This window comes from Labrys miyagiensis (genome assembly GCF_030160835.1).
In the GTDB taxonomy this organism is placed as follows: domain Bacteria; phylum Pseudomonadota; class Alphaproteobacteria; order Rhizobiales; family Labraceae; genus Labrys; species Labrys miyagiensis.
Genome location: NZ_BSPC01000066.1, coordinates 49,243 through 75,725 on the forward strand (window position 1 = coordinate 49,243; position 26,483 = coordinate 75,725).

Below are 26,483 nucleotides of genomic sequence, written 5' to 3' on the forward strand. Positions count from 1 at the left end.
CGATGCTGCTGCTCGAAAACAAGGTCGCGGTGGTGACGGGCGCGAGCTCGGGCCTGGGGCGGGCGATCGCGCTTCGCTATGCCCACGAAGGCGCGCGCGTCGTCCTAGCCGACCGGCGCGAGGAGCCGATCGAGGGCGGCCCGTCCACCCTGGAGCTGATCCACCGCTCCGGCGGCACCGCGATCAGCCAGGCGACGGATGTGTCGAAATGGGCCGATATCGATGCGCTGGTCACCGCCGCGGTCGAGACCTATGGACGGCTCGACGTGATGGTCAACAACGCCGCCACCTATACCAGCACCAACCTGGTCGAGACGCAGGAAGAGCAGTGGGAGCGGGTAATCGCGGTCAATCTCACGGGTGTGTTCTTGGGCTGCAAGCGTGCGGTCCAACAGATGCTGACGCAGGAGGCGGTCAACGAGGTGCGGGGGCGCATCGTCAACATCTCCTCGCAGCACGGCATGGTCGCCTCGCCCGGCGACCTGCCTTATGGCGTCAGCAAGGGCGGCGTGGTGCAGATGACCCGCCAGGTCGCGGTCGACCACGCCAGGGATTTCATCGTCTGCAACGCCGTCGCGCCCGGCAAGATCATCACCGGCAAGCCCGGCGTCGCCAACGCCCCCCAGGCGCTTGATTATTCGATCCGCCGCACTCCCTGGCCCCGGCTCGGCCGGCCCGACGATGTCGCGGGTGCGGCCCTGTTCCTCGCCAGCGACTTGTCGACCTACATCACCGGCATCAATCTCCTCGTGGATGGCGGCTGGATGGCCGGCTGAGCGGCTGGACGGCGCGAAAGGCGAAAAAAGGCGCTTGTTTACACCATGCAAGAATAGGGATATCTAATATCCGTAATATGCGCTGCCGCCCGGCACCGACCGCGGAATAAATGCATGATTTTGAAAAGCCAAGTCGAATGGGCGCTGCATTGCTGCGCCATTCTCGCGGGTCTGCCCGAGGGGCGCTATCTGTCGACCAAGGCGCTCGCCGAGTTCCACGGGCTGCCCAAGGAGTATCTTTCCAAGGCGCTGCAAAGCCTGTCGCAGGCAGGGCTGGTCCACACCACGCTTGGTCCTTCCGGCGGCTATCGGTTGGCCAGGCCGCCGGCTGAATTGACCTTTCTCGAGATTATCGAGGCCGTGGAGGGCAGGGCGCCCACTTTCGTCTGCACCAACATCCGCGCCAACAATCCCTGCCGCCCGCAAGGCTATTGCGAAAGCGGTCCCTGCGCCGTGGCGCGCATCATGGGGGAGGCCGATGAAGCCTGGCGCGCGAAACTGCGGAGCGTCAGGCTGTCCGATCTCGTGGCGAGCCTGTCACAGGAGATTCCGGCTGAGCTGTGGAGGAGCAGCTTCGAGTGGGTGCTGGACCGCGCCGGCTGAGGGCGAACCCGCTGGCACGGTGTCCGACCGTTCGCCGGGAGCGTGCGGTGCGTAGAGATAGCTCTGCGGCGGCATCGCCAGGCAGAGGCGGTCCGCCCGGCAGTGGTGATGGAGGAGATCGATCACCTCGTTTGTCGCCGGAATCCGGCTGGCGGGACTCGCGACGCGAAACAGCAGGTCGGCCTCGACAGCCACGGCGTCGATGGCCTTCAGAGCGACGGCCGGCGGGGGCTCCTTGACGATCCGCTCGCATGCCTGGAGGACCGTGCGCAGGACGCCCTCGATGACATGCGGCGCCGAGGTCGCCGCGATCCGCACGGTCAGCGTGACCCCATGCGACTCGTCGGGCCGGCTGAGATTGGTGAGCCCGACCTTTGCCAGGACGCTGTTGGGCAGGATCGCGACATTATGCGCGCCGGTCAGCAGATGCGTGGCCCGCCAGTTGGTCTCGACGATGCGCCCCTCGGTGCCGTCGCTCAGCACCACCCAATCGCCGATGGCATAGGGTCGTCCCAGCGTCAGCGCGATGCCCGAGAAGACGTCGCCAAGCGTATTTTGCAACGCAAGTCCGACGATGATGGCCACCACGCCCGAGGTTGCCACCAGCGTGCCGATGGGGGCGCCGAACACGAAAGCCATGATCGACAGCGCCACGGTGAGGTAGACCACACTGACCAGCAGATCCTGGGGCAGATGGGCGTCTTTCGGCGTGCCGCGCAGCAGGATGTAGAGACGCACGAGTCCGATCATCGCCCAGGCGAGATGGGTCCACCACAACACTCTTGCGGACATTGCGAGAAAGGCCGCGATACCATCGAGCTGCGCTGCTTCGATCCGGTAGGGAAGGATAGCGCTGACGCCGAGTACGGCGCTCATGCCGGCAAAGAACAGGATCTGGACGATCAGCCGGGCGAGCGGACGCCGGCGGCCCTGGAGGTGCCAGACAATGATGCCTGCAAGTCCGAGACTGTTGATCAGCGCGAGAGCAAAGGAATGATGATCGCCGAACATGGCGGGGCCTCACCGGCAGTGACTGGCGTGTTCAGAAGAGGGGCCGGCCGCTGCAGATGGCGGCCGGCCTCCTCAACTTACTTCTTGGTCGGATAGGTCAGTTCCTTCTGGTCGGTATCGACCACGAAGACAGCCAGCAGCTTCGCAGGCTTGGTCTCGCTGCCATTCTCGCTGACGCCGTGACGATCGCCCGGCATCTCCGAGAAGCTCTCGCCGGCCTTGTAGACCTTGACCGGGCCATCATTGACCTGGCTACGGATGGAGCCGTCCAGAACCGTGGCATAGATGAAGGCGGAGTCGGGGTGGGTGTGGGCCTCGGAATAGCCGCCGGGGCCATATTCCACCAGCACGCCCTTGATGCTCTTGCCGGGCACATTCGGCAGTTCATGCTCATAGACGAGCGTGACCTTGGAAGCCTTGTTGCCGGCATCGTGGGCCGGAGCGGAACTTAGCAGGACGGCCGTCATGGCGAGGGCGGCGAAGATTGACTTGATCATTTTGGTGTTCCTTTGAGGGTTTGAGGGGGCGCCCCGCCGGAAGCCGCGGCGCGCACATGCGGTCATTTCCGCGCGGAGGTGGCGAACCACTGCTCGAAGGTGATGTGGCCGAGGCGGGGATTGTCGTCGGAGACGAGCGAACCGTCGTTCAGCCTGGCGCCGAAATAGCGCGCCTCCGGATCGGCCACGACCTTGCGGGGATCGCCGCTGACCTGCAGGTAGCGGGCGACGAGTTCGTTTAGCCGCGTGCGCTCCGGCCCGGAAATCTCGAACATGCCGTTGATCGGCCTGGCGAGGGCAACGCCGGCCATGACGTCGGCGACGTCATCGGAGGCGATCGGCTGCACATAGGCCGGCGACAGATACACGGTATCGCCCACCGTACCGGATTGGGCGATGCCACCGAGGAATTCCATGAACTGCGTGGAATGAACGATGGTGTAGGGAATGCCGGAGGCCTTGATCAACTGTTCCTGGACGAGCTTGGCGCGAAAATAGCCGACTTCCTGCAGGCGTTCGGTTCCAACCACCGAGAGCGCGATGTGGTGCTTGACGCCGGCGGCCTTGCCCGCCGCGAGCAGGTTGTGGCCCGAGGTTTCGAAGAAATCCATCGAGGCCTTGTCCTCGAAGGAGGGCGAGTTGGCGAGGTCGATGACGACCTCCGCGCCGGCGAGCGCTTCGCTGAGGCCTTCGCCCGTGACGGTGTTGACGCCGGTGCTCGGCGCGGCGGCGATCACCTCATGCCCCTGCTGGCGCAGGCGGTCGCCTGTCTTGGTACCGATAAGGCCGGTGCCGCCGATAATGACAATTTTCATGACATTTCTCCTTTCGCGGTCGAGTTGGCGCCGCGTTGATCGAGGGGGGAGATGGGAGGGGTTAGTTGAGGCCGGCCTTGTCGAGGCCGTAGAGCTTGTCGGCCGAACCGGGCACGGATTTGAAGGCAATGGCGGCGCGGTTCCAGGCATTGATGGTCATGATTGCGAAGGTCAGGTCGGAGATCTCCTTCTCCGAAAACTGGCCGCGCACCCGCTCGTAGAGTTCGTCGGGAATGCCGCCCTCCGGCAGCTTCGTCACAGCCTCGGTCCAGGCCAGCGCGGCGCGCTCACGGGGGATGAAGAGGTTCGATTCTCGCCAGACGGCGACATGGTAGAGCCGCAGCTCGCTCTCGCCGCGGAGCTTGGCTTCCTTCACATGCATGTCGAGGCAGAAAGCGCAGCCATTGATCTGCGAAGCCCGGATCTCGACGAGACCCTGGATCTTCTGCTCGATGGTGCTGCCCTTCACGGCCATGCTGAGGTCCGAGAGCTTCTTGAAGAGCTCTGGGGATTGCAGGGCGTAGTTCATGCGCTGGGTCATTGCTCTCTCCATTATTAAGGATATCTAGTATCCTTATGGATATAAAATATCCTTAATCTCTGGACAGTAAAGCGCTTCCCATCTAAGTTGCGGACATAAGCCTTATGTCGAAAAGTATGGGGGGTAGGGATGGACATCGTGTCGGCGCTGCGAACGTTCCTGCGGGTGGCGGAAACGGGTTCCTTTTCCGCAGCGGCCCTCGATCTCGACCTGACCCAACCGGCGGTTTCCCGGCAGGTCTCTGCCCTGGAAGCGCATCTGAACACGCGGCTTCTGCATCGCACGACCAGCGCGCTGGCGTTGACGGCCGAGGGCGAGCAGACGATCCCGATGGCCCGGCGCGTCATCGAGGCGGTGGAAGCCCTCGGCGAGGCCACATGCGGGGAGGGAGCGAAGGCATCGGGAAGGGTGAGGCTGAGCCTGCCCGCGCCGCTCGGCCTCTACATGAGCGACCGCCTCACCCGGCTGCTCCGAGATCATCCCGGGCTTTGCATCGAACTGATCTTCCGGGAGGAGCCGTCGGATCTGGTCGGAGAAGGGATCGATCTTGAGGTGCGCCTCGGCTCGGTCGCCGACAACAGCTTGATGTGCCGCCGGATCGGCTGGACGACGGCCTTTCTCGTCGCGGCGCCCTGCTATCTGGAAGGACGGCCCGTCCTGGAGACGCCGGATGATATCGGCGTCCATGACTGCATCTGTTACAGCCGTGCCGGTGATGGCCGGTCTTGGTCCTTTTCCAACGGCGCCGATGAGGTGGCGGTGCGGATTGTGCCCCGTATCATTGCCAACAATTCGGTGGCCGTCCATCGCGCGGCTTTGGCCGGAGGCGGCGTCGCGGTGCTCTCCCACATCCTCGCCTGCCCCGATATCGAGGCGGGCAGGCTGGTGAACCTCATGCCGGATTTTCCCCCGAGCCGGCTGCCGATCAACATCGTCTACCCCTCGCGTCGAAATCTGCCGCTACGCGTCAGGACCGTGCTGGACTTCCTCATCGATGCCGTCCGTGAGGATCCCTTAATGGTCTCTGGCTCATCTTGCAGTCCTCGGCTATAATGGCTCGGTGCTCACAGCTTTATTGCTGTGGCGATCGTCCGCTGTAATGTGCCTCCTGGAAGTAGACTTGCGCCGTCTGGCCCGGAGAAAAAAAGTGACAGAAAAAAGTAATCGGGAACGGAACCAATTGGCGGCGGTCGAGTTTGAGTGTTCGGGATCATCCGGTTTCGCAGGAAACAGCTGTCGTGTTGCCTGGCCCATAGATTTGCCAAGACGACCTGATAGCTACCTTCCACATTGTCTCAGGTAAGGATTTCACAGATGAAGCTCGCGATTGCTCTTGCCTCCGCCGCCCTCCTCACCACAACCAGCGCATTTGCGGCCGACCTTGCGCCCGCGCCGGTCGAGCCGGTCGTGGTTATCACCCCCTATAACTGGACCGGCTTCTACATCGGTGTTCATGTCGGGGCGGATATCGGCCAGGGCAAGGTGGATGCAGCCGACTTCAATGGCGCCGGCTTCCTCGGCGGTATCCATGCCGGCTACAACTATCAGTTTGATGGCCCCTGGGTCGTCGGCCTCGAAACCGACCTCGACTATTCGAGCTTCAGCAAGTCCGAGACTGTAACGGATGGCGCAGGGGGCGTCTTCCGCGCCAAGTTCAAGAATGAGTGGCAGGGCTCGACGCGCGCGCGTGTCGGCTATGCCTTCGACCGCTTCCTGCCCTACATCACGGGCGGCGTAGCCTATGGCGATGAGAAGATTAGCGGTCTCGGCGGTGGCTCAAATTCCAATACGAGGGTTGGCTGGACGGTTGGCGGCGGCCTTGAGTATGCGCTCTACGACAATTGGCTCGTGCGCGGCGAGGTTCGCTATGTCGATCTCGGCAGCCATAACTTCAACATTGCCGGTACGCGGCACAAGACTCGCTTCGACTCCACCAATCTAACGCTCGGCGTGAGCTACAAGTTCTGAACCTGCCGACAGGATCGGTTGGAACGAATGAGCCCGGCGCAAGCCGGGCTTTTTGTTCTTTCAGATCTGGTACATGAAGGCGAGGGCGTCGGCGTCGGTCAAGGCACGCATTTCGGCCAGGCTTCGGTTGTCGAGGACGGTGGAGATGGCTTGGCGCACTTCCAGCATCATCATCCGGACTGCGCATTGCTTCTCGTCCGTGCAGTCGTCACAGCGCTGATAGGCCGTCTTGCTGGCGCAGGCGATCGGCGCCAGCGGCCCGTCGAGGACGCGGATGATATGGCCGACGCGGATCTCGCTGGCCGGGCGGCCCAGGCTGTAGCCCCCGCCCTTGCCCTTCTTGGAATGCAGCAGCCCGGCATTGCGCAGCTCACCCAGGATCGTGTCGAGAAACTTCTTGGGGATGCCGTTCTGCTCGGCGATCTCGTTGACGAGCATGGGCTGGCCCGGTTTGGCACCGGCCAGGTGAACCATGGCCTTGAGGCCGTATTTTCCTTTTTTGGTCAGCATAGGAGTCCTCGATAGCGCCAGGCGCTCATAAATCCACTTTCTCTATAAGATAGGAAGAATATTGAATTTTACCATCGGGTTTGCAGAGGGGCGGCTGATCTCGACGCATGAGGACGGTTTCGATCAGTTGGCTGCGCGATGGATCTCGACGGACGCTCCGCCATGCAATGTGTTGCTGATGATGCAGATCCGCTCCGCCGCCGCGACGATCGCATCCTTGGCGGCTTCATCGAGATCCGCGTCGACAAGAGCAAAGCGCGTTTAAGCGTAAACGCCGCTTTACTCTCACTCTTTGTTTCGACGCGTCTTTGCGATTCTTGCCGATTCCGTCAAATCGCAAAACGCTTTGGCATCTCGATATGGAAGTATTCGATGCGCGAAGCGCCCTCCGCCGCCTTGCTGCCCTTCACGCTGGCTTCGACATTGCGCAGCCAGCCGAGAACGCCTTGCTCGCTCGCGGCGATACGGGCGCTCAGCACCAGGCAGGCGGCGAGCGAGGCGTAGATCAGGTCCAGCGGGCTGAAGCCCGCCTCGCTCGGCCGGGTGACCACCGTGATCTCGCCGCCAGTCGCAGAGGTGACCACCGGATGGCCGAGACGCGCAAGCGTTGCAATAGCGCCGGTCTTGCGGGGCGCGACGGTGCCGATGGCCATGGTTCGAGCCCTCAATCCACGATTTCGAGAAGGTCTCGCGGCAAGGGCGACATCAGTTCGAGGCCTTGCGGCGTTACCAGGAACTGGTCCTCGATGATGAAGCCGCCGACGCCGCGAACATAATAGGGCGCCTCGACCGCGATCACCATGTCCGGCTCAAGCAGCACCTCGCAGCCAGAAGAAATGAAGGGCCATTCCTCGCTGAACACGCTGGCGCCGACGCTGTGGCCGAAATGGCCGCGGCTGAAGCTGGCAAAGCCGGCGGCCTGCATGGCCTTGGTCGCGGCCTGGTGGGCCTCGCCGAGCGGCCGACCGGGCCGGAGCGCCGCGAGCGCCGCATCGAGAGCACTGCGCAGAGCGTCATGGATCTGACGCTGGGCGGACGAGGCCCTGCCGATCACCGCCGTGCGGGCGACATCGGCGCTATAGCCGCCGACCACGGCTCCAACGTCGATCTTCACGACGTCGCCGCGCCGGGCCGGGCCGCCGGGCGCGAAACCGTCGGGGCCGACGGCGATATAGGCCCAGCTCGACAAGGACTGCCTGAGCTGGAGACGCCCTGCCTCTTCCTCCACCTTGCCGCGCCAGAGCGCGCCGACGGCCTGCGCATCGATCCCCTCGTGGAGCGAGGCAAGCGCATGCTTGAGCCCGCTCGTGGTGAGTTCCGCGGCGATCCGCAGGGCCTCGATCTCCGCCCGCTGCTTGATCATGCGCAGGCGCGCCACCAGCGGCGAGGCATCGGCCCAGCGCACCTGCGGCAGGGCCGTCTCGAAGAGGTGCATGTCGGCTACCGGGACAAAGCCGAGTTCGAGGCCGAGCCGGGCCGTGTCGAGGCCGCGCTCGCCAAGGATGTCGCGAAGAGCCGTGAGCATCAAGGCGGGATCGAAGGTGGCCGGGCGCTGGAAGCCAGGCTGCCGCGTCCTATCGAATGCCAGGATATCCTCGACTATCGAACCGTCCCGCGGATCGGCCGCCGTCGTTTCCACCCAGATCGGGTGGCTGCGCACATCCTCGATACCCGAGGCCTCGCGAAATCCAGCCGCCTGCAGATCGCCGACCACTGCGGCGAGGGGAGAGGCGGGATCCGCCGGCACCAGCACGGCCGCGGCGCCCGCCCTGCGCCAGAGCGTGGCGACGCCAGCGAAAGCGCCGGTGGCGTAGAGGATACTCTCGGGCTGCACCAGCACGATGGCCTCTACGCCGAGCGCTGCCATCAGCCTTGCGGCGCGCTGCCTGTCGAGATAGCCGCCCGGCGTTCTGCCTTGCGCCTTCGCGGTCATGCCCAATCCTCTTCGCTCAATGAAACACACAAAGCCTATAGGTTTTGAAAATGCAATGGCACCGATCACCTCCGAGCCGCTGGTACAAGAGGTCAGCTCATCGTAGCGGGCCTTGGTCCGGACGTCAGTGGGGGAGCGTGGAAATCAGGCGCGACAAGGCGAGGCGAGCGGCCCTTCAGGACAGTGGGATGACCAGAGACTGATCGGGCCGTGATTGTTCCAGTACATCCAGACCAGTTCATTGGCGAGGCAGGCCGGTTCGCCGTCCGCCTGCGCCTGCCGGATCAACTCAGAACGACACCTCGACATAATCCGGGCTGACGACCACGCCCTCACCGGGCTTGTTCGGAGTTTTGTCGGTGCGCAGGAAATAGCCCTCGGGCACCTTTTTCGTGAGCGCGTCGACGATGGCACCGAGCGGCATGTGGCCCCAGCGTTTCTTGATGGCCATGGCCTCGTCGACGGGAATCACCGCGGCCCTCAGCGCTGTCATCATCTCCAGGCCATGCTCTCTCATGGTGGCGTTGTGACTGCCGTGATGGCCGACCTTGTAGAAGATCGTGCGGCCGAGGAGATCGGGCCCAGTGACCCCAGGATCGGCGCCAGGCCATTTGAGCGCTTGCCAGGACTCCCAGTTGCCGACCTGTGCGTCGGCGGCGAAGAGCAGGACATCGCCCTTGCCGGGATCGCCGAGCTCGATCGCCAGCACCAGGCTCGTGTTGTTGGTGTAGCTCTGCAAGGCGAGCGCGAGTTCGGCGGCCGGCCCGAGCCAATCGCCGTCGATGCGGCGCCAGTCGTCCTGATCGTAATAATGCTCCCGGAAGAAATCGCGCGTCTTGCCGATGTCAAGCGGCAGGGAAACCCGTTTGTGAAAGGGTGCGCCGTCGTCGGACCAGCTCAACTTGCCGAGGTTGAGCGGTAGGGAATCGCTCCTGTGGGGGAGGGTGCCATTGTCGGGCTTTTCCTGGAGGCGGAGAGCGGCGACCAGCCCAGACGGTATGGCGCCGCCGCCATCGAGCGCGAGTGCATAGGTCTCGGGGGCGCTCTTCGTCGGGTTGATCTTGCGGATCAGCTTTTCATCATGCGGAGGACCGAGCACATAGATCCGGGCATTGAGGCCGGGGATTTGAAAGGGAGCATCATTCGGCAGGCAGTAACGCGGCGGCTTGGGACCGGCCATCTTCTTGGCGATATCGAAGGCGTCCTTGGTGCTGGCTCCGCCTGCGGCTCCCATGCCGAATGTCGTGGCGGCGAGATCGTGCAGCAGGTCGGCGGTGTCACCCTGGCCCATGCCCCGGAGCGCCTTGGCGCTGGCGGCGAGGGCCTTCTCCGCATTTCCGAGCTCGCTTTTCAGCTTCGTGGCCAAGGGATCCTTTTCGTCCTCGGTCCAGGCCACCCAGACTTCGCCAGCCTTCAGGGGCTTGAAGTCATCCTTGGCCTGGATGAAGCCCGACAGGTGATCCCAATGTTCGTGCGTGATGGCAAGGATGTCGACGGCGTTTTCAGTCACCTTTACTATGTCGCCGACGACGCGTTTCATTGGCTTGGTCGGTTCAGGGGTGCCCAGCACAACACCACAATCGATCATCAGCTTGAAGTCGGCCTGCCCCTTACGCTTGAGGCGCACCAGAATGCAGTCACCGAGCCCCTGGCGGTAGACGCGCACGAAGCCCCGTGGGCCAGGCGCGCCAGCGACGGAAGCCGCTGCCGGCATATCCTGGCTCGGGGTGGCCTTGGCCTTTGCGGCCTTATCCGCCTTCGACGACGAAGGTTTCGATGCCGGTTTCTTCGCCATGTCAGTGCCCTCCACCGCAGCGATGAATCATGGCGAAGGCATTTGCCCTTCGGGCCGGATCCAGCGGACTGTAATAGACCTGCCCATATTCGGCCGCGCGGACGATTGCGGTCAGGTTGGCCTGCGCCTGGTCTCGTACCGAGCCTTCGGCGAACAGCCGCTTGCGAATGACATAATTGAGCTCGTTGTCGGCGAGGTCGAAAAGCAGCGTGCAGCCGCCGCGATAGCGTTCCTGATTGGGCTCGGCACGGAAGGTCTGGGTGATCTCGATGGCGAGAAAGGCCTTGCTGGTACCGTCGGGTGCATTGCGCCGAGACGGCCGGACGGAATGTACCTCGATCGGGCGGATCTCGCCTTTGAGCACTGTCCCTGCCGCGTCACCCAGCTTGATCGACGTGGACTTCTTAGGCGCGACGAAGCCGAGAATGTCCCGGATTTCCTGGCGATCGTCATGTGTCAGCCAGCGATGCACACGTAGGCGATTGGTCTCGGAGGTGTTGAAAGCCGATTCGCGATCGAAATTGAGGTTCCAGCTCAAGCGCAGCCGTGGCACCAACGCCGCGAAGGTTCGCAACTGCTTCGCCGTCATGGTCGGGGGTTCCCAGACCAGGCTGTCCTCGGCGAGATGGCGCACATTGTAAGGGATGATGGCGCGCTCCCTGAAGGCGTCGATGAAGGCGACGCGGTAGCCTCGGCTGTCATCCTTCACCATGTCGCGGTCGGCAGTGATGAGGGCGCGCAGATAGTCGCCGAAATCGAGGTTGACGGGCGGGCAATAATCCAACGCGCGGATGCACATATTGAGCAGTTGCTGGGCCGTCTTGCTCGCCTCGGCGGCCAGCCGACCCGCAAGGTCGTAGGAGATTTCGCCGGCCGGCAGGATTCCAGAGCCGTTGGTGGCGAGGCGGATCAAGTCAGCCGACCGCGCCCGGTAGATCGTCATGAAGGCCGCGAAAACGGCGGAGACCAGGACGGCGCCGCGCTCATGAGGCTCCGTCATGTCGTCGTCGAGCTTCACGATATCCTGGCCTGCCTGGCCGACGAAGCGCCGCAAGGCGCCGTGAAGGCCGGTGGCCTCGCCGAATTGACGTGCGAGTTCTGCCAGCGCCAGATCGAGCTTGCCCGACGAGGCTCGGATCTGCCGTATCAGGGATTCCGGCATGGAGAAATGCTGGAACAGGGCGACGATATCGGCGAAGCCCTCGTGAAAGGCCGGCATGTCGATATTGGTGGCTTCGGAATAGCGCGGATGGATGCCATCGAGCAGCGCATGGGTGGTCTCATGTGCGATGATGTCATGCGAGGTTACCGCGAAGATACCGGCCCCCGAGGTGACCGAGCCGGCCGTGGCACTGGCGCGGAAATAGCCGAACAGCAGGGCGACTTTCTCCGGATTGTAATAGGCATTGGCCTCACGCAGAGCGTGCGGATAGATACGCAGGCGCTGGACATATTCCGTTTTCTGAACATTGCCCTGCTTGTCGCGCGGCTGCCGCTTGGCCCACAGCGCTCGCCGCCCGAGCGCCAGCTCGAAGCAGCCGATGGTGCGCATCGCCACCGCATAGGCCATCTGCTGGTGGAAGAGCGGATCGGACTCGGAGGGAGCGAGGCCGTTCTGCGCCAGAACGGAGGGATGGTTGAGATTGACAGGTGCGTAGCACATCCTGGAGGCGGGATCGATGTCCACCACCTCGACATACTCGCCGACCGGACCAGGCTTGAGATCTGTCTCCCATGGCACGGCGACCGTGGCGACGCTGACATCGAAAATATCGGGCCTTGTCTGCTGTCCGGGATCATAGGCATAGATGCGCAGGCGCCGATAGGCCGGCTCGGGGACGGGCGGGTGCTTGGCCAGATGCAGGAAGAGCTCCTCCACCATATGCTCGGCCACCGATGGCGCGCTCGGCGATTGGGCCGTTGCCGGCACAACGGCGACCGCCTTGCCGCCTTGGGCCTGAAGCGCTTGCCGCAGCTGAGGCGAGATCTCCTTGCGGGTGAGGAGGGCATCGATCAGCCGCTGTTTGCCGTTGTCGCTCCCGAGGTCGACATGGGTTTCAATGCCGGTTGACATCGCCACCTGGAGGGCCTCCAGAGCCAGCATGGCGTTGGTATCCTGCGCGCCATCCGCGGCAAGCCCCACACCCGGGAAGAGGAGCCGGAGCAGCGCAAGACTGACAGTGTCGGGCGCCGTCTTGATCAGCACGCCTGCAGCGGCGGGCATCTGCTTGAGGGCATCGGCCGCGCGCAACTGGCCGCGGCCAAATTCCTCGGTATCCGTATTATCTCCCGGCTTGGCAGAATCGAACAGCGCCTTGCGGACCGCTTCCACCCTCATCCAGAGCTCTGGATATTTGTCATAGTCATCACGATGCTTCTGGATCCATAGCGCGGCCGTGGCCGCGACCTGTGGCGTGGCAGCCGACGTGCCGTTGCCGTCAAAGTCGGCCATTGTCGGTGCGCCGAAACGAGCCCAAGGGGTGTTGGGGGTATAGGCCGCGATCGAAGTCGGCAACTTGTCGCTGGGCCCGTAATTGCCCGCCATGCGCCGGAACGGCAGGTTTGCGTAGGGACGGCCGTTCGCCATCACGCCGCAGGCTGCGATGACCCGGTCAAAGCGCGCGGGATAGACGATTAGATGCGTCGGCAGGTTGGCGTAGTTGTTGCCGGCGGCGGTGACCACGACCACACCCGCTTCATAGAGCGCATTGATTGCATCCACCCAAGCCTGGGAGGGAATACCGCCCATGCTCATGGTCACCACGTGGATGGGTGCGTTGCCCTGCGTGCTGAGATGGTGGACATAGTCGAACCCCTGGGCGATCGAGCTGTTGGCGAACAGCACGACACGATTGGCGACGCGCACCGGCACGACCTCGGCATTGGGTGCGCAGCCGAAGGGCTTGAACAGGTCGGCACCGGTCGCCTTGCCGGCGAGAATGCTCAGCGTTCCGCAGCCATGGCTGAAATTGTTGAACAGGCCGTCCGATCTATCGGTGGCATCCGTGGGCTTGTCGGCGTCGACGAAATTGTGCTGGAGATCGAGGCGCACGAAGCGCGGCACGCTGTCGTGTTGGGGGTCGAAGCCGGTATCGAGATGGGCAATGCGCACCCTCTTGCCGTCGCCGGGGTCGCCGGTTGCGGCTAACGCATCGTCGAACTGACCATGGTCGGCTCGGCGGAACCAGTAATTGTCATTGGCGTCGCCGGCATAGCCATTGCCGATATCCTGCGGATCGGGGGTGCTGCCGCTCCGCGCCGCCATGGCCTTGCCGGGCTGCGGCGTCTCATCCGTCGGCCAATATTGCTCGAGATCGGGCTCGGCGAAGATCACGGTCGGATTCTGGGCAACGAGCGTATGGCAGGCCTCCCAGGGATTGGATGCGGCAAGATCGCCATTCACCGTGGCAAGATGCCAAGTCCCGTCTCCCGAGGCCGACGCCAGTCCGCGGCCGGGAGCTGCGTTGGTTGAGCCGATGCTCCGAAACAAGGGCTCGGTGGAAATCGTGACATTGGCGGCCGAAAAGCCTTGCCCGCGGCCGGTGAGCTTCAGGTTGCGGGGCGTGACGCCACCACGGATCTTCACCAGGAAGCGTTGCGGTTCATCGTTCACCGACATGTTCCCTCGCTGTTTGATGAGCAGCCGTGCGGCGACATGGTTTCAGCACAAGCAAGCGCCCATGTCGCGGCACTGCCACGCGAGCCCGGGCCTTGCGACTGACGAAGGAAGAAGAGCAAGGTTCGAAAGGGGACGCCTCTTGTTATATGCGAGAGAGGGCGTTCCAGAACTTGGCTAGTAACGTTTCACGCCCGGCGTGAAACAGCCGTGATTTCATCTGCTCCTGCGCGAGTCGGGATGGTTGCCGGAAAGCACATCGGATGAGGCGGGACCGAATTCGAGAAAAGTCGGACAGTCGAGCAAGGTCCGCCCTGCGTGGTGCCTCTTATCCTTCGCCGGCCAATTCCGCGATCAAGGCCGAGACCGAGCGCCCGTCCGTCTGCCGTTTCATGTTGTCATCCGTCATGAGCGAGCGTGGCAGCAGCTTGTCGGTATAGAGGATGCCATCGAGATGATCCATTTCGTGCTGGATGATGCGGGCGGGCCAGCCATGCACGGGCGTCCAGTCGTGGAAGACGCCGTGCCGGTCGAGCCAGGCGATCTCGATGTCGAGAGCGCGTTCCACCAGCCCGGCATAACCGGGGATGCTGAGGCAGCCTTCGGGAAAGATCGTCTTCGCGCTTCCCTCGGCCGGCCGGATGCGGGGGTTGATGAACACTTGCAACGGAAAGGCGCTGGCGCGCTGGCGTTCATCGCGCTGCACCTCGTTAAGCCGTTCGATCGCCAGCGGCGGGTCCTCGACGATGATGATGCGCTTGGGCTCGCCGACCTGCGGCGCCGCGAGGCCGACGCCGGGAGCCGCCCGCATCGTTTCGATCATCTGGTCGATCAGCGTCTGGATCTCAGGCGAGGCGATCGTCTCCGGCGGCACCTCTGCCGCGCGCCGGCGCAGAACGGGATCGCCGATCAGCACGATGGGCAAGGTTGTCATCGTGCTACCTCGCTGGGGACGGCGCTGAGAGCCGCCTCGATATCGTCAATGAGGTCCTCGATGTTTTCGAGGCCGACAGACAGGCGGATCAGGCTGTCGGAAATGCCGTGGCGCAGGCGTTCCTCCGCGCCATAGGCAGCATGGGTCATGCTGGCGGGATGCTGCACCAGTGTCTCGGCATCGCCGAGGCTGACGGCGCGGCTGGCGATCTCGAGGGCGTTCATGAAGGCGACGCCCGCCTGATAGCCGCCCTTGAGTTCGAAAGCGATCAGGCCGCCGCCCGCCGACATCTGGCCCTTGGCAACCGCGTGGCCGGGCGAGCCCGGCAGGCCGGGATAGGACAGCGAGGCGATGCCGGGATGCTCGGCCAGCAGCTCGGCGATGGCCAGTGCCGAGCGCGAGTGCTGCAGGACGCGCAGCTCCAGCGTCTTGAGGCCGCGCAGCACCAGGAAGGCGGTGAGCGGCGAGACCGCGGCGCCGGTGAGGTAGCGCAGGCCGTTCATGCGGATCGCGTGGATATCGGCGGCCTTGCCGACCACCACGCCGGCGAGAAGATCGCCGTGGCCGCCGAGATATTTGGTGGCGGAATGGACCACGAGATCGGCGCCGAGTTCGAGCGGGCGCTGCAGGATCGGGGTGGCGAAGGTGTTGTCGACGATGGAAAGGGCGCCGGCGCGCCGGGCGATACCGGTGACGGCGGCGATATCGATCACGCGCAGATTGGGATTGGCGGGCGTCTCGAAATAGACCACCCGTGCACCGGCCGCAGCCCTGGCGACCGCCTGGAGATCGCCGAAGTCCACCAGCTCGACGCTCACGCCGAATTTGGTCAAGCCCTTTGTGAGCAAAGCGAAGGTGTTGCCATAGAGGATCTTGTCGGCGACGACACGGTCGCCAGCCTTGAGCAACGTCCAGAGCGTGGCGCTGATTGCACCCATGCCGGAGGAGACGACCAGGCCGGCCTCGGCGCCTTCGAGATCGGCGACGCGCTCTTCGAGCAGGCCCTGCGTCGGGTTCTTGGTGCGCCCGTAAATATAACCCTCGCGCTTCCCCTCGAAGATCTCGGTGCCCTGTTCCACGCTTTCGAAGGCATAGGTGGAGGTCATGTAGACCGGTGGCGTCAAAGCGCCGTTCGCGGTGGCGGGATCATAGCCGAGGTGGATGGCGCGGGTGGAAGGGCCTTGCCGTCGGTTGGATTTGCGTTGCATGGTCGTCCTGGCTGGATCGGCGGGGCGGGGAGCGGCCCGCTTTCAGCGAGGATCGTCCGCCCGCAACGGAGTCGTCAACCGGTGGCTTTGTACTCTGATCTTGTAAAGTGAAGCGCCAAGCTTGGAGTGTCGATCACCGATCGACAATCTCGGAAACGATACGCGTGCGGAAAAGGAAGATGTCGATCTCAGCCCCTTCGGCCATGCCGAAGTGACGGGATCGACACTCCCCCTCAGGCCGCCTTGGACACCAGGATCTTGTCGATGCGCCTGCCGTCGAGGTCCACCACCTCGAATTTCCAGCCATCGCGAACGAAGCTCTCGCCGGTGTGCGGCAGATGGTTGAGCTCGGCCAGGATGAAGCCGGCGGCCGTCTCGTAATTGCCGCGCTCGATCGGCATCGCCAAAGCCTCCGCGAGCTCGTCCGCCTGCATCCAGCCCGCCACCAGGTAGGAGCCGTCCGAGCGCATGGTGATGGCCGGCTCGTCGCCCTCATCGTCCTGGAAGGCGCCGGTGATGGCTTCCAGCACGTCATTGGCGGTGATGATGCCTTCAAAATGGCCGTATTCGTCGAAAACCAGCGACATATGGGCCTTCGAGGAACGCAGCGCCTGCAGCACGCTGAGCGCTTCGGTGGTGTCCATCACGATGGGCGCGGCCTGAACATGCTCGCGCACATTCAGCGCCCGGCCATCGAGCTGGGTCTGGAACAGTTCCTTGACGGTGACAATGCCGATGATGTTGTCGTCCTCGCCGTCCTGCACGGGCAGGCGGGTGTTCCGGGTGGCGCGCAGCCGCGCCATGATGGCCTTGGAGGAATCGGAAAGGTCGATCACCTCGACTTCGCGCCGCGGCGTCATCAACGAACGGGCGCTGCGGTCACCCAGGCGCATCACGCCGGAGATCATGTCCTTCTCGGCTCGCTCGAGCACGCCGGCGTTCTCGGCTTCGGCCAGAATAGTGCGTACTTCTTCTTCCGTCACCGACTCGTCGGTCTTGCCACGCTGGCCCAGCAAGGTGAGGACGAGACGGCCGGAGGCATCGAGCAGCCAGACCAATGGGGCCGAGCATTTCGAGAGGAGCTTCATCGAGGGGGCGACCCGTGCCGCGATGCCCTCGGAATCGCGCAAGGCGATCTGCTTGGGCACCAATTCGCCGATGATCAGCGACAGATAGGTGATCAGCACCACCACGATGCCGACGCCGAGGGTATCGGCGAGATTGGGGGCAACGCCCTGTTCGCGCAGCCAGCCGGCCAGGCGGGTGCCGAGCGTGGCGCCGGAGAAGGCGCCCGAGAGCACACCCACCAGTGTGATGCCGATCTGCACCGTGGAGAGGAAGCGGCCGGAATTCTCTAGCAGTTCCAGGGCGACTGCGGCGCCGCGCTTGCCGCGGTCCGCCATGACGCGAAGCCTGGCTGGGCGAGAGGAGACGATGGCGAGTTCCGACATGGCGAGGACGCCGTTGAGGAGCGTCAGGAGGACGATGATGGCGATGTCGAGGAACAAGGTGCCTTGCTGGGGTCGCGGGCCCGCGACAAATGTCAGGCCGCTTCAGAGCAGGCGAACATAGAGAGATCTTGTCGGCAAGGATAGGGGGCTCGCACAACCGGGAGTGTAAGGAAGCCGCTGGTTGTCCTTTCCCGGAAGTCATGCTTCAACGAGAGTGAGAGACGGAAAGTAGCAGCGATGATGAAGCGTGTCGTGGTAGCAGCCTGCCTTCTGGGCCTTGGCTTGGCAGGTTGCAGTTTTTCGGAAGCACAGATCAGGCGCGAGAGGGACCAGGCTCAGGCGGAGTGCACCAGTCAGTCCAACACGGCCGTTTTCGGCAAGCCATCGCCGCAGACATTGTGTGTGCGAGCCGCTCTCACCAGGGTCAGGGCCGCCAATGATGTCGCCACATGCAAGGCCAAGGGACTTCAGCCCGATACGCCTGCCATGTCCCAATGCACAGCGCAGCAGGATAAGGCGCGGAGCGATCAGGTCGTCTCTGACTACAAGGGCTATGCCGCCCAGCTGGGCCGCTGAAGCGTTTCGCCTTTATAGTGAAAGATCAATGTTAGTACAGGGACAGATTGCCGCTGGAGGCAATGCCCCTATAGTGGGCTCATTCCGCTGAGCGGAATGTTCTCTTGACGCAGAGTGCTGATGTCTCCCCCTGTCGATCCCGTTTCCTCCTCACCCGCCCTGCCTCCCCGCGCCGATGTCGTCGTCATCGGCGGCGGTATCGTCGGCGTCAGTACGGCGCTAGCGCTTCTGCGCAAGGGGCATTCGGTCGTGCTGTGCGAGAAAGGCCGCATCGGCGGCGAGCAGTCCAGCCGCAATTGGGGCTGGTGCCGCGCCATGGGCCGCGATAGCCGCGAGATCCCGCTGATCCAGGAGAGCCTGCGTATCTGGAGCGGTCTGGACCAGGTGGCCGGGCAGGACCTCGGCTTCCGCAAATGCGGCATCGTCTATCTGTGCGAGACCGAGGCTGAGATGCAGGGCTACGAGCCCTGGCTCGAACACGCCCGGCAGCATCAGATCGGCTCGCGCCTGATCACGGCCAAGGAAGTGCAGGACGTGCTGCCGGGCCTCGCGCGCAAGGTTGCCGGGGCGCTCTACACCAGGACCGATGCGCGGGCCGAGCCGGCGGTCGCGGCACCCGCCATCGCCCGCGCTCTGCAGTCGCTTGGCGGAACCGTGATGACGGAGTGCGCCGCACGCTCCGTCGAGACCGCGGCCGGCAGGGTGAGCGGGGTCGTCACTGAGAAAGGGCGGATCGCCTGCGACGCCGTGGTGCTGGCCGGCGGTTCCTGGTCGCGGTTCTTCGCCGGCAATCTCGGCTTCGATCTGCCCCAACTCAAGGTGCTTGGCTCCGTGCTGCGCACAAAGCCGCTGGAAGGCGGCCCGGAAAGCTCGGCGGCAGGTTCCGACTTCGCCTTCCGCAAGCGCGCCGATGGCGGCTACACCGTGGCCCATGGGGGCCTCTCGACGGCGGAGATCACGCCGGACAGTTTCCGCCTGTTCGGCGCCTTCCTGCCGGCGCTGCGCAAGGAGTGGAGGGGCATCCGCCTGCATCTCGGCCAGCAATTCCTCACCGAGATGCGCTGGAAGCGCCGCTGGAAGGCGGACGAGGTGACGCCTTTCGAGCAGATCCGCGTGCTCGATCCAGTACCCGACAACCGACTGCTCGATCAGGCGATGGCCAATCTGCGCAAGGCCCATCCCGCCTTTGCCGGCGTGGTGGAGGCGCAGCGCTGGGGCGGGCTCATCGACGTGACGCCGGATGCCGTGCCGGTGATCTCCAATGTCGCCGCGCTGCCGGGCTTCTTCATCGCCACCGGCTTTTCCGGCCATGGCTTCGGCCTCGGCCCGGGCGCCGGCCGGCTGATGGCGGATCTGGTGGCTGGCGATACCCCCATCGTCGATCCCGCGCCGTTCCGCTTCTCGCGTTTCAGCGACGGATCGAAGGTTACAGTGGAGGCTGGATTCTGATCCGCCGTGGCGGTTCTGTCATCCAGATAAGTACTACCAGATACTTCCCTTGGGAAATATGAAAGATTTGTGGTGCCAAGAACTGCAGATATGGCTTAAGACTATCGTGTCGTTGCCAATTCCGGCATTCTCTATTCGGGGATTGATTTCATGCGCAAATCCGCTCTCGCCGTCGTCGCTCTGGTTGTTTCGGCTCTCGCTCTGACCTCCTGCGCCAATACGGTCACCGGTGTCAGCAAGGACGTGAAGGCCACCGGCCATGCCGTGAAGAAGGCTGTCGAGTAAGAACGCCATCGAGCGTCCCGCCGCGGCGGGATACTGAAAGAGCGCCGGTGGCGCAGGCCGCCGGCGCTTTTTTCCTGCCAGTCGAAACCATTCATCCCTTCACGGCGCCGGCCGTGAGCGAACGGCCGATATAGCGATAGGCGAACAGGCTGAGCAGCAGCGGCGGCAGGATGCTCAGGATCATCACGGCCGCCGCCGTGCCCCATTGCACGCCCCCGCCGCTCGCCGCGAAGAAGAAGGAGGCGCCGACGGTGATTGGCACCGCGTTCTGCGTCGTCAGCATCAGACCGAACAGGAACTCGTTCCAGGAATAGATGAAGGCGAGAATCAGCGAGGAGGCGATCACCGGCGTCGAAAGCGGCAGCACGATGTAGCGCAGCAAAGGAACCGTCCCGGCGCCGTCGACTCGCGCTGCCTCCTCGATCTCCTGCGGCAGGTCTCGCACGGCATTGGCGAGCAGCACCAGCACCAGCGGCAGGTTGACCAGGCACAGGATCAGCGACAGGCCGAAGCGGGTGTCGAGCAGAGAGAGGCGCTGGTAGATCAGGTAGATCGGGATCCCGAATATGATCAGGGGGATGGCGCGCAGATTTGTGACGGCGGGCAACAGCCAGCGCCGGCCGACGCCGAAGCGGATGATGGCATAGGCTGCCGGGAAGGCGAGGGCGATGGCGAGCACCGAGCCGAGCGTTGCGGCGATCACGCTGTTGATCAGGTAATGCGTGATGTCGAAGCGGTCGGCGATGGCGAAGACCTTGCGGAAGTTTTCAAGGGTAGGCGCTTCGATGATCAGCGAGGGATTCTCGGCGATCTCGCCATCGCTCTTGAACGAGGTGATCAGCGTCGAGATCAGCGGGAAGTTGAGGGCGAAGGCGGCGATGACGAACACCGCCCAGCGCAGGGCCGCGAGGATAATCTTCATGCCCGCCGCTCCGCCAGCTTGAGCAGAGCGATGAGGACGAGGAAGGAGATCAGCAGCAGGAGAAGCGAGGCGGCGACGGCCACGCCGATGTTGTTGCCGCGGAAGAACGCCTCGTAGATGTAGATGCTGATCGTGGTGGTGCTGCCGCCCGAGCCACTGCCGGTCAGCACATAGATGTTGTCGAAGACGCGGAAGCTATCGATGAATCGGAAGAAGAAGGTGATGGCAATGGTCGGCGCCATGAAGGGCAGGTCGATCTGCTGGAGCCGTCTGAAAGGGCCTGCGCCGTCGATCGCCGCCGCCTCGCGGATGTCGAGCGGGACGGCCTGATAGGCCGAATAGAGGATCAGGAGGGCGAAGGGCGTCCATTGCAGGACTTCGATGGTCACCAAGGTGGTGAAGGCATGATCGGGGTCGAGGAAGGCAGGGCTGTCGCCGGTGAAGAGTTCGAAATAATAGGGCAGCACCCCTATGAATTCCTGCAGCACCAGCCGGTACATCAGGCCGACCAGGGCCGGCGCCAGCATCATCGGCAGCATCAGCAGCGCCATCAGCCAGGGCCGCTTGGCCAGCAGCGGCGCCAGGAAGATCGCCAGGAACAGGCCGAGCAGGATCTGGGCGAGCGAGGCGAAGACGGCGAATTTCAGCGAGAAGCCGAGCGCGCGCCAGAAGGAACTGTCCTCGAGCACGGTGAGGAAATTGCCGAGACCTTGCAATGTGGGTGCGCGCAGGTTTTCGAAGGTCACCTGAGAGACCGAATAGATGAGGTCGATGACGAGCGGGATGCCCACCAGCAGCACCAGGAACACCGTCATCGGCGTGATCAGGAGATAGGGCGTGCTGGTGCGACCGAGGGCCATATGCGCTGGTCCTGTGGTGGGAAGGGAGACCTTGCGAGCTTTGAGTAAGACTGGCCGCCCTGACAAGTGATGCACTGACGAGGGAGAGCCTGTCATCCCCGGCAAGGCCGAAGTCTTGGGAAGGGGATCCAGGGGCTGAAGGCCACAACCTTTGGGCCCCTGGATCCCCTTCCTGTCGCTCTCTCTTTCGCTGCGCTCGTGAGCAGTGAGGACGGGGATGACAGGTCGACGCCGAGGTCGTCTGCGGCTGCCGATGTCTCGCTCTATTTCAGCAACTCCTGCATCTTCGCCGTCGTGTCCTTCAGGGCGGCGTCGAGGTCGGTGGTGCCGGCCCAGTAGCCGGTAAAGAACTTGGCCTGCGCTTCGTAGACCTGCAGGGCATTGGCCGAGGTGCCGCCCGTCATCACGAAGCCGTATTGGCCGGCAAAGTCGCCGAGCTTCACCAGATCGGGGCGCTTGGGCAGTTGCGCCGTCAGGCTCTTGTCCATGGCGGGCGAGCCGCCGGCATCGGCATAGGCCTTGATGGCGTCGGCGCTGGCGAGCCAGGTCAGGAATTTGGTGGCGCCATCCTTATGGGTCGAAGCCTTGTTGAGGCCAAAGCCGAGGCCGTGGATGTGGGTCGTGCGGCCCTGCGGACCCTTGGGCGGCGCGATCGTGTCGAACTTGCCGGCCACCGCGGGTGTCTTGCCGGGATTGTCGAGATCGGCGGCGGCGGCATTCCATTGCAGCATGGTGGCCGCCTGGCCAGCGCCGAAGGCGGCATTGGCCTCCGCGAACTCGTAGGAGAGCGAATCCTTGGGCGTGGCGCCGGCGTCATAGAGCTTCTTGTAGAGCTCGAGGCTGGTGCGGTAGGCGGGCGAATCCACGGTGATCTTGCCGGAGGAATCCTCCCAGTCCGCGCCATAGGAGTGGGCGAGGCTGCCGAACACCATCATGTTGAAGAGCAGGTTCTTCATCTGCAGTACGGTGCCGTAACGCGTAGGGCTCTCCTTGTTGATGCTCTTGGTGAAGAACAGGGCGGTGGCGGCATAGTCGTCCCAGGTCCAGTCGTCGTCGGCGACCGGCTGCATGGCCTTGCCGAGATATTTCTGGGAGATCTCGCCATAGGTCTTCTTCCAGTCGTCGTCGCTGAGAAGCTTGGCCATCAGGTCCTTGCGGACATACATGAAATGCAGCGAGAGGTCGGTCGGCACGCCATATTGCTTGCCCTCATACTGCATGGTCTTGAGCACCTTGTCGCCGAAGGTCTTGCTGGCATCCGCCGGCAGGTCGATCGGCTCCAGGAAAGGGGCATATTTGCCCAGCGAATAGGTGGCGACGAGATTGAGGTCGAACTCGCTCGAGCCGGCGGCGAGATCCGCCTGCAGCTTGTCCCAGAAGCCCTCGCGGTTGAAGAAGATGAGCTTGACCTTGTCGTCGTCCTTGATGCCGGCCTGGTCGTTGTAGATCTTGGCGACGGCGCGCAGGGCGGTTTCCTCCGGCCCACCGGGCCAGCCGAGCACGGTGACCTCGGCGAGGGCCTGTGTGGTCCCGAGAGCGAAAAGCGCCACGGCGCCGGCGAATGCAGCTTTCAATCTGTTCATCGATCCACCTCTGTTGCGCTTGTTCTTTGGGTTCTGGCGAGATCGGCGATGCCGATCAGCCCCGCTTCGGCGCCGAGCGCAGCGGCACGGATGTCGGGGCGATAGTCTGGTTCGATGTCATGGGCGAGCCTGCGCAGGCGCGCGATGAAGCCTTCGGCCAGGCCAAGGCCGCCGCCGACCACGAAATAGTCGGGATCGAGCAGCAATTGCAGCGAGCGCATGGCGCGCAGGAGCGGCACCGCGACAGCCTGAATCTGTTCCTCGGCACCGGTATCGCCGCGCGCGGCCGCCGCGATGATGTTCCGGGGATCGCCGATCCGAGCGAGGGCCGAGCCGGAGACGATATCCTCCAGCCGCTGGCTGCCCTCGCAGGGATCAGCCAGGACCTGGCCGATATGGCCGGCCAGTCCGCTGCGTCCGGTGAGGAGGCGCCCGCCAAGGACGAGGCCGCCGCCGAGACCGGTGGAAACGGTCATGAAGACGAGATCGAGGCCTTGTCCTGCGCCAAAGCGATATTCGCCCCAGGCGGCCGCCTGTGCGTCGTTGGCTGCGATGACAGGCACGGCAAGGCGCTCCTGCAAGGCCTCGACCAGCGGAAAGCGGTCGGGAACCGGCAGGACTGCCGGATTGACCGCCGACCAGCGCCCCTCCGTGATCCGGCCCGTGACGGCGGCGCCGGCCAGGGTGAAGCGGCCTTCCCATTCGGCGGCAACGCCGGCGAGGGCATCGAGCCAGGCTTCGGCGCCAGCCGCCCTGTCGGTCTCGATACGCCGCCGCCCCAGCACTTTTGCACCCTCGACCAGGGCGACCAGCGTCTTGGTGCCGCCAATATCGATCGCGAGGACAGGCAAGTCGGGCATGGCTGTTCCCTCAACCCTGCAGGGGATCGGCGGAGGCGGGCAGGCGCACCGCCTCGGCAAACCAGCTCGTGATATGTTCGGGCCGCGTGATCGCCGAGCCGACGACAACGGCATCGGCACCCGCAAGACGGGCCGCCCTCACATCCTCGACAGTGTAATAGCGTCCTTCCGCGAAGACAGGCCGTCCGAGCCTCGCGCTGTGGCGAACGAAATCGAGATCGGGCCTCGCAGGGATCGGACCGCCCGTATAGCCGGAGAGGGTGGTGCCGATCACATCGATGCCGAGAGCCGCGGCGGCCTGCGCATCGGCCAGGTTGGCGCAATCGGCCATGACTTGCCTGCCGACCTGGCGCACGGCCCCCGCGAGATCCGCCACGGGGATTGGGCGAGGCCTGTCGGTGGCGTCGAAGGCGATGATGTCGGCTCCGGCATCGGCCAGCGCCCTTACATCCTCCAGCCGCGCGGTGATGATGACGGGCGTATCCGGCTCGGCCCGCTTCACGATGCCGATGATCGGCAACTGGGTCACCGCGCGCACGCCGCGCACATTGGCGACACCTTCGATCCGCAGCCCCGCCGCGCCGCCGGCTTCTGCCGCGAGGGCAAAGCCGATGATGATGTCGAGGCGGTCCATGGGGCCGCCGACCACGGGCTGGCAGGAGACGATCAGCCCGCCAAGGGTTCTTTCAACCGCTGAGGCCACGCCAGTCTCCCACCTATCGACAGGCCAAGCCTGCCATGCTGGGAACAGCGATGCAACCAGTTTAATACCACTTACCTTAGAGAGAAGGGCGGACCAGCTCGATCATGAATTGATAGGCATCGCCCCGGTAGCGGCTGCAGGTGAACTCGACCACCCGGCCATTGTCGAGGCTGCAGCGCCGTTCCATCTCCAGAATCGGCGCGCCGGAGGCGACCTGCAGCAGCGCGGCTTCCTCCGGCGAGGCGATATCGGAGCGCAGCCGCTGCAGGGCCCGCGTCGGCATGCAGCCTCTTTCGCGCAGCGTCTCGTAGAGCGAATTGCCGACGAGCTCGGTGCTGGGCAGGAATTCGGTGGGAATGATGGTATGCTCGATGGCCATCGGGACAGCGTCAGCCGTGCGTAGCCGGTGCAGGCGGCAGACTGCAGTGCCGGTGGGAAGGCCGAGCGCCGCCGCCTCGGCGGCATCGGCGGGGCGGGTCTCGGCGAGCAGCCATTTCGCGCCCGGCTTGCGCCCGCGCGCTGCCATGTCCTCAGAGAAGCTGGTGAAGATCGAGATCGGCTTTTCCAGGCGCTCAGCCACACTGGTGCGCGCGCCGTGGCGCTGGATCATCAGCCGCTCGTCCACCAGCCCCTTCAGGGCGTTGCGGACGGTCACGCGCGACAGATTCAGCCTCTGGGCCAGCTCCCGCTCGCCCGGGATCATGGCGCCGGCCGACACGACGCCCTCGTGGATGGCGCTGCGTAGCGCCTCCTGCAGGCGGCGATAGAGGGCCGTCGGGCTTTCAACGTCCAGCCGGCCCTTGAGCAGCAGATAATCGATCAGCCGGCCGACCTCGGCGGGCCGCGACGTATCGGCTTCTCGCGGCAACCGCGGATCGGCACTGGGCAGGGTCATTCAACGCACCGGACGGGCTCTTCACCCGCCGCCCGGCAGGGGCGGCGATCATTCCCGATCAGGGTATACGGCTCAGCCGCGCGATCAATATCTTATGTGTCCCGGCCAGAGTGACGGCCTTGTCGAGGAAGACGACATCGCCGAGAGCCATATCCATCACGGCGCCATCGATATCGAGCGTTCCACCGCCGAGCGACAGCAGAATAGTGAGCGAGCCGTCCTTCACCTCGGCCGTTCCTGCCTTGAGATCGTGCTTGGTCACGGTGTGGCTGAACCGCCCGCGGCGCGTCATCACATTGAAGTCGCGGATGGGGCCGTCGATCAGCGTCGCGGTCACGGGGACATCGCCGGGAAAGGAGAGCGGCGCGGAGGCGGGGGTGAGCGGCACCGGCTCGCGTCCATCAATCGCCATGACCAGGCCCTTGCCCTCGATCAGGGTCAGCGTGCGGTCGATAGCGGGGAAGAGCGAGAACGGGCCGTCGCTGGCGACATCGGCCACGGAGAGGCGCCAGTCGAAATCGTCGAAGCCGGCGCCCTCCGGCGAGACGGCGATCTCGGTGGTGGTGCCGCCGCCATTCTTCCAGGGCTTGGGCGTGAGGTCGGCGAAGCGGATCAGCTTCATGGAGGGCTCCGAAATGGTGTGCCGGTCTTCAGACCGGCATGGAACCACCAACGGTGGAGGATAGAATGCC

Annotated in this window: 23 protein-coding genes and 2 pseudogenes; 7 read left to right on the forward strand and 18 right to left on the reverse strand. The window is 64.2% G+C overall.

Annotated features, from left to right (window positions below; genetic code table 11):
• The first annotated feature begins 2 nt into the window (after window positions 1-2).
• Window positions 3-776, forward strand: a complete 774-nt coding sequence (locus QQL24_RS28470) for an SDR family NAD(P)-dependent oxidoreductase (protein WP_284315688.1) — start codon at window positions 3-5, stop codon at window positions 774-776.
• Window positions 777-890: 114 nt separating this feature from the next.
• Complete coding sequence (locus QQL24_RS28475) at window positions 891-1,379, forward strand: RrF2 family transcriptional regulator (protein WP_284315689.1); 489 nt, start codon at window positions 891-893, stop codon at window positions 1,377-1,379.
• On the opposite strand, the gene QQL24_RS28480 is transcribed toward QQL24_RS28475, so the two are convergent.
• The 4 genes from QQL24_RS28480 to QQL24_RS28495 form a co-directional block, all read right to left on the reverse strand.
• Window positions 1,314-2,390: a mechanosensitive ion channel family protein gene (locus tag QQL24_RS28480; RefSeq protein ID WP_284315690.1), complete on the reverse strand. Its 1,077-nt coding sequence runs from the start codon at window positions 2,388-2,390 to the stop codon at window positions 1,314-1,316. The genes QQL24_RS28475 and QQL24_RS28480 overlap by 66 nt on opposite strands.
• Window positions 2,391-2,467: 77 nt before the next feature.
• A complete protein-coding gene (locus QQL24_RS28485; RefSeq protein ID WP_284315691.1) occupies window positions 2,468-2,887 on the reverse strand; it encodes a cupin domain-containing protein in 420 nt (139 codons plus the stop codon).
• Window positions 2,888-2,949: 62 nt separating this feature from the next.
• Complete coding sequence (locus QQL24_RS28490; RefSeq protein WP_284315692.1) at window positions 2,950-3,702, reverse strand: SDR family oxidoreductase; 753 nt, start codon at window positions 3,700-3,702, stop codon at window positions 2,950-2,952.
• 61 nt (window positions 3,703-3,763) lie between these two features.
• Entirely contained in the window at window positions 3,764-4,243 is a 480-nt protein-coding gene (locus tag QQL24_RS28495; RefSeq protein ID WP_284315693.1) for a carboxymuconolactone decarboxylase family protein, read from the reverse strand.
• 129 nt (window positions 4,244-4,372) lie between these two features.
• On the opposite strand from QQL24_RS28495, the gene QQL24_RS28500 reads away from it, so the two are divergent.
• Window positions 4,373-5,296 carry a LysR family transcriptional regulator gene (locus tag QQL24_RS28500; protein WP_284315694.1) on the forward strand — a complete coding sequence of 308 codons (924 nt, stop codon included), beginning with the start codon at window positions 4,373-4,375 and terminating at the stop codon, window positions 5,294-5,296.
• Window positions 5,297-5,557: 261 nt separating this feature from the next.
• The gene (locus QQL24_RS28505; RefSeq protein ID WP_284315695.1) at window positions 5,558-6,211 is read left to right on the forward strand and encodes an outer membrane protein; all 654 of its coding nucleotides are present in this window, start codon (window positions 5,558-5,560) and stop codon (window positions 6,209-6,211) included.
• Window positions 6,212-6,271: 60 nt separating this feature from the next.
• Here the strand turns inward: QQL24_RS28505 and QQL24_RS28510 are convergent, their stop codons facing one another.
• The 8 genes and pseudogenes from QQL24_RS28510 to QQL24_RS28545 form a co-directional block, all read right to left on the reverse strand.
• Window positions 6,272-6,721, reverse strand: a complete 450-nt coding sequence (locus QQL24_RS28510) for an RrF2 family transcriptional regulator (RefSeq protein ID WP_284315696.1) — start codon at window positions 6,719-6,721, stop codon at window positions 6,272-6,274.
• A gap of 356 nt (window positions 6,722-7,077) precedes the next feature.
• A pseudogene (locus QQL24_RS28515) lies at window positions 7,078-7,374 on the reverse strand (OsmC family protein); the annotation flags it as partial.
• A gap of 11 nt (window positions 7,375-7,385) precedes the next feature.
• Window positions 7,386-8,654, reverse strand: coding sequence for a M24 family metallopeptidase (locus tag QQL24_RS28520; protein WP_284315697.1), 1,269 nt, complete (start codon window positions 8,652-8,654; stop codon window positions 7,386-7,388).
• Between the two features lie 289 nt (window positions 8,655-8,943).
• Window positions 8,944-10,449, reverse strand: a complete 1,506-nt coding sequence (locus QQL24_RS28525; RefSeq protein WP_284315698.1) for an MBL fold metallo-hydrolase — start codon at window positions 10,447-10,449, stop codon at window positions 8,944-8,946.
• A gap of 1 nt (window position 10,450) precedes the next feature.
• The gene (locus tag QQL24_RS28530; protein ID WP_284315699.1) at window positions 10,451-14,062 is read right to left on the reverse strand and encodes a S8 family serine peptidase; all 3,612 of its coding nucleotides are present in this window, start codon (window positions 14,060-14,062) and stop codon (window positions 10,451-10,453) included.
• 331 nt (window positions 14,063-14,393) lie between these two features.
• Window positions 14,394-14,999: a peptide deformylase gene (locus QQL24_RS28535; protein ID WP_284315700.1), complete on the reverse strand. Its 606-nt coding sequence runs from the start codon at window positions 14,997-14,999 to the stop codon at window positions 14,394-14,396.
• On the reverse strand, window positions 14,996-16,207 hold the full coding sequence (locus tag QQL24_RS28540) for a trans-sulfuration enzyme family protein (protein ID WP_284315701.1): 1,212 nt from the start codon (window positions 16,205-16,207) through the stop codon (window positions 14,996-14,998). The genes QQL24_RS28535 and QQL24_RS28540 overlap by 4 nt, the downstream gene beginning before the upstream one ends.
• A gap of 233 nt (window positions 16,208-16,440) precedes the next feature.
• Entirely contained in the window at window positions 16,441-17,715 is a 1,275-nt protein-coding gene (locus tag QQL24_RS28545; protein WP_284315702.1) for a hemolysin family protein, read from the reverse strand.
• Between the two features lie 180 nt (window positions 17,716-17,895).
• Here QQL24_RS28545 and QQL24_RS28550 point away from each other — a divergent pair, with 180 nt between their 5' ends.
• From QQL24_RS28550 to QQL24_RS28560, 3 genes are all read left to right on the forward strand, one after another.
• Window positions 17,896-18,234: a hypothetical protein gene (locus QQL24_RS28550; protein ID WP_284315703.1), complete on the forward strand. Its 339-nt coding sequence runs from the start codon at window positions 17,896-17,898 to the stop codon at window positions 18,232-18,234.
• A gap of 117 nt (window positions 18,235-18,351) precedes the next feature.
• Window positions 18,352-19,683 carry an NAD(P)/FAD-dependent oxidoreductase gene (locus QQL24_RS28555; protein WP_431310770.1) on the forward strand — a complete coding sequence of 444 codons (1,332 nt, stop codon included), beginning with the start codon at window positions 18,352-18,354 and terminating at the stop codon, window positions 19,681-19,683.
• Between the two features lie 150 nt (window positions 19,684-19,833).
• Window positions 19,834-19,968 (forward strand): entericidin EcnAB, encoded by a 135-nt coding sequence (locus QQL24_RS28560; protein WP_284315705.1) that lies wholly within the window; start codon window positions 19,834-19,836, stop codon window positions 19,966-19,968.
• A 91-nt stretch (window positions 19,969-20,059) separates the two neighbouring features.
• On the opposite strand, the gene QQL24_RS28565 is transcribed toward QQL24_RS28560, so the two are convergent.
• The 6 genes and pseudogenes from QQL24_RS28565 to QQL24_RS28595 all read right to left on the reverse strand — a co-directional run bounded on the left by QQL24_RS28565 (window position 20,060) and on the right by QQL24_RS28595 (window position 26,413).
• Window positions 20,060-20,881, reverse strand: a complete 822-nt coding sequence (locus QQL24_RS28565) for a carbohydrate ABC transporter permease (RefSeq protein WP_284315863.1) — start codon at window positions 20,879-20,881, stop codon at window positions 20,060-20,062.
• A gap of 5 nt (window positions 20,882-20,886) precedes the next feature.
• Window positions 20,887-21,750, reverse strand: coding sequence for a carbohydrate ABC transporter permease (locus QQL24_RS28570; protein WP_284315706.1), 864 nt, complete (start codon window positions 21,748-21,750; stop codon window positions 20,887-20,889).
• A 263-nt stretch (window positions 21,751-22,013) separates the two neighbouring features.
• On the reverse strand, window positions 22,014-23,333 hold the full coding sequence (locus QQL24_RS28575) for an ABC transporter substrate-binding protein (RefSeq protein ID WP_284315707.1): 1,320 nt from the start codon (window positions 23,331-23,333) through the stop codon (window positions 22,014-22,016).
• A pseudogene (locus QQL24_RS36755) lies at window positions 23,330-24,896 on the reverse strand (putative N-acetylmannosamine-6-phosphate 2-epimerase). Before QQL24_RS36755 ends, QQL24_RS28575 begins: the two are co-directional and overlap by 4 nt.
• A gap of 76 nt (window positions 24,897-24,972) precedes the next feature.
• Window positions 24,973-25,791: a GntR family transcriptional regulator gene (locus tag QQL24_RS28590; protein ID WP_284315710.1), complete on the reverse strand. Its 819-nt coding sequence runs from the start codon at window positions 25,789-25,791 to the stop codon at window positions 24,973-24,975.
• 58 nt (window positions 25,792-25,849) lie between these two features.
• On the reverse strand, window positions 25,850-26,413 hold the full coding sequence (locus QQL24_RS28595) for a HutD/Ves family protein (RefSeq protein ID WP_284315711.1): 564 nt from the start codon (window positions 26,411-26,413) through the stop codon (window positions 25,850-25,852).
• Window positions 26,414-26,483 lie beyond the last annotated feature (70 nt).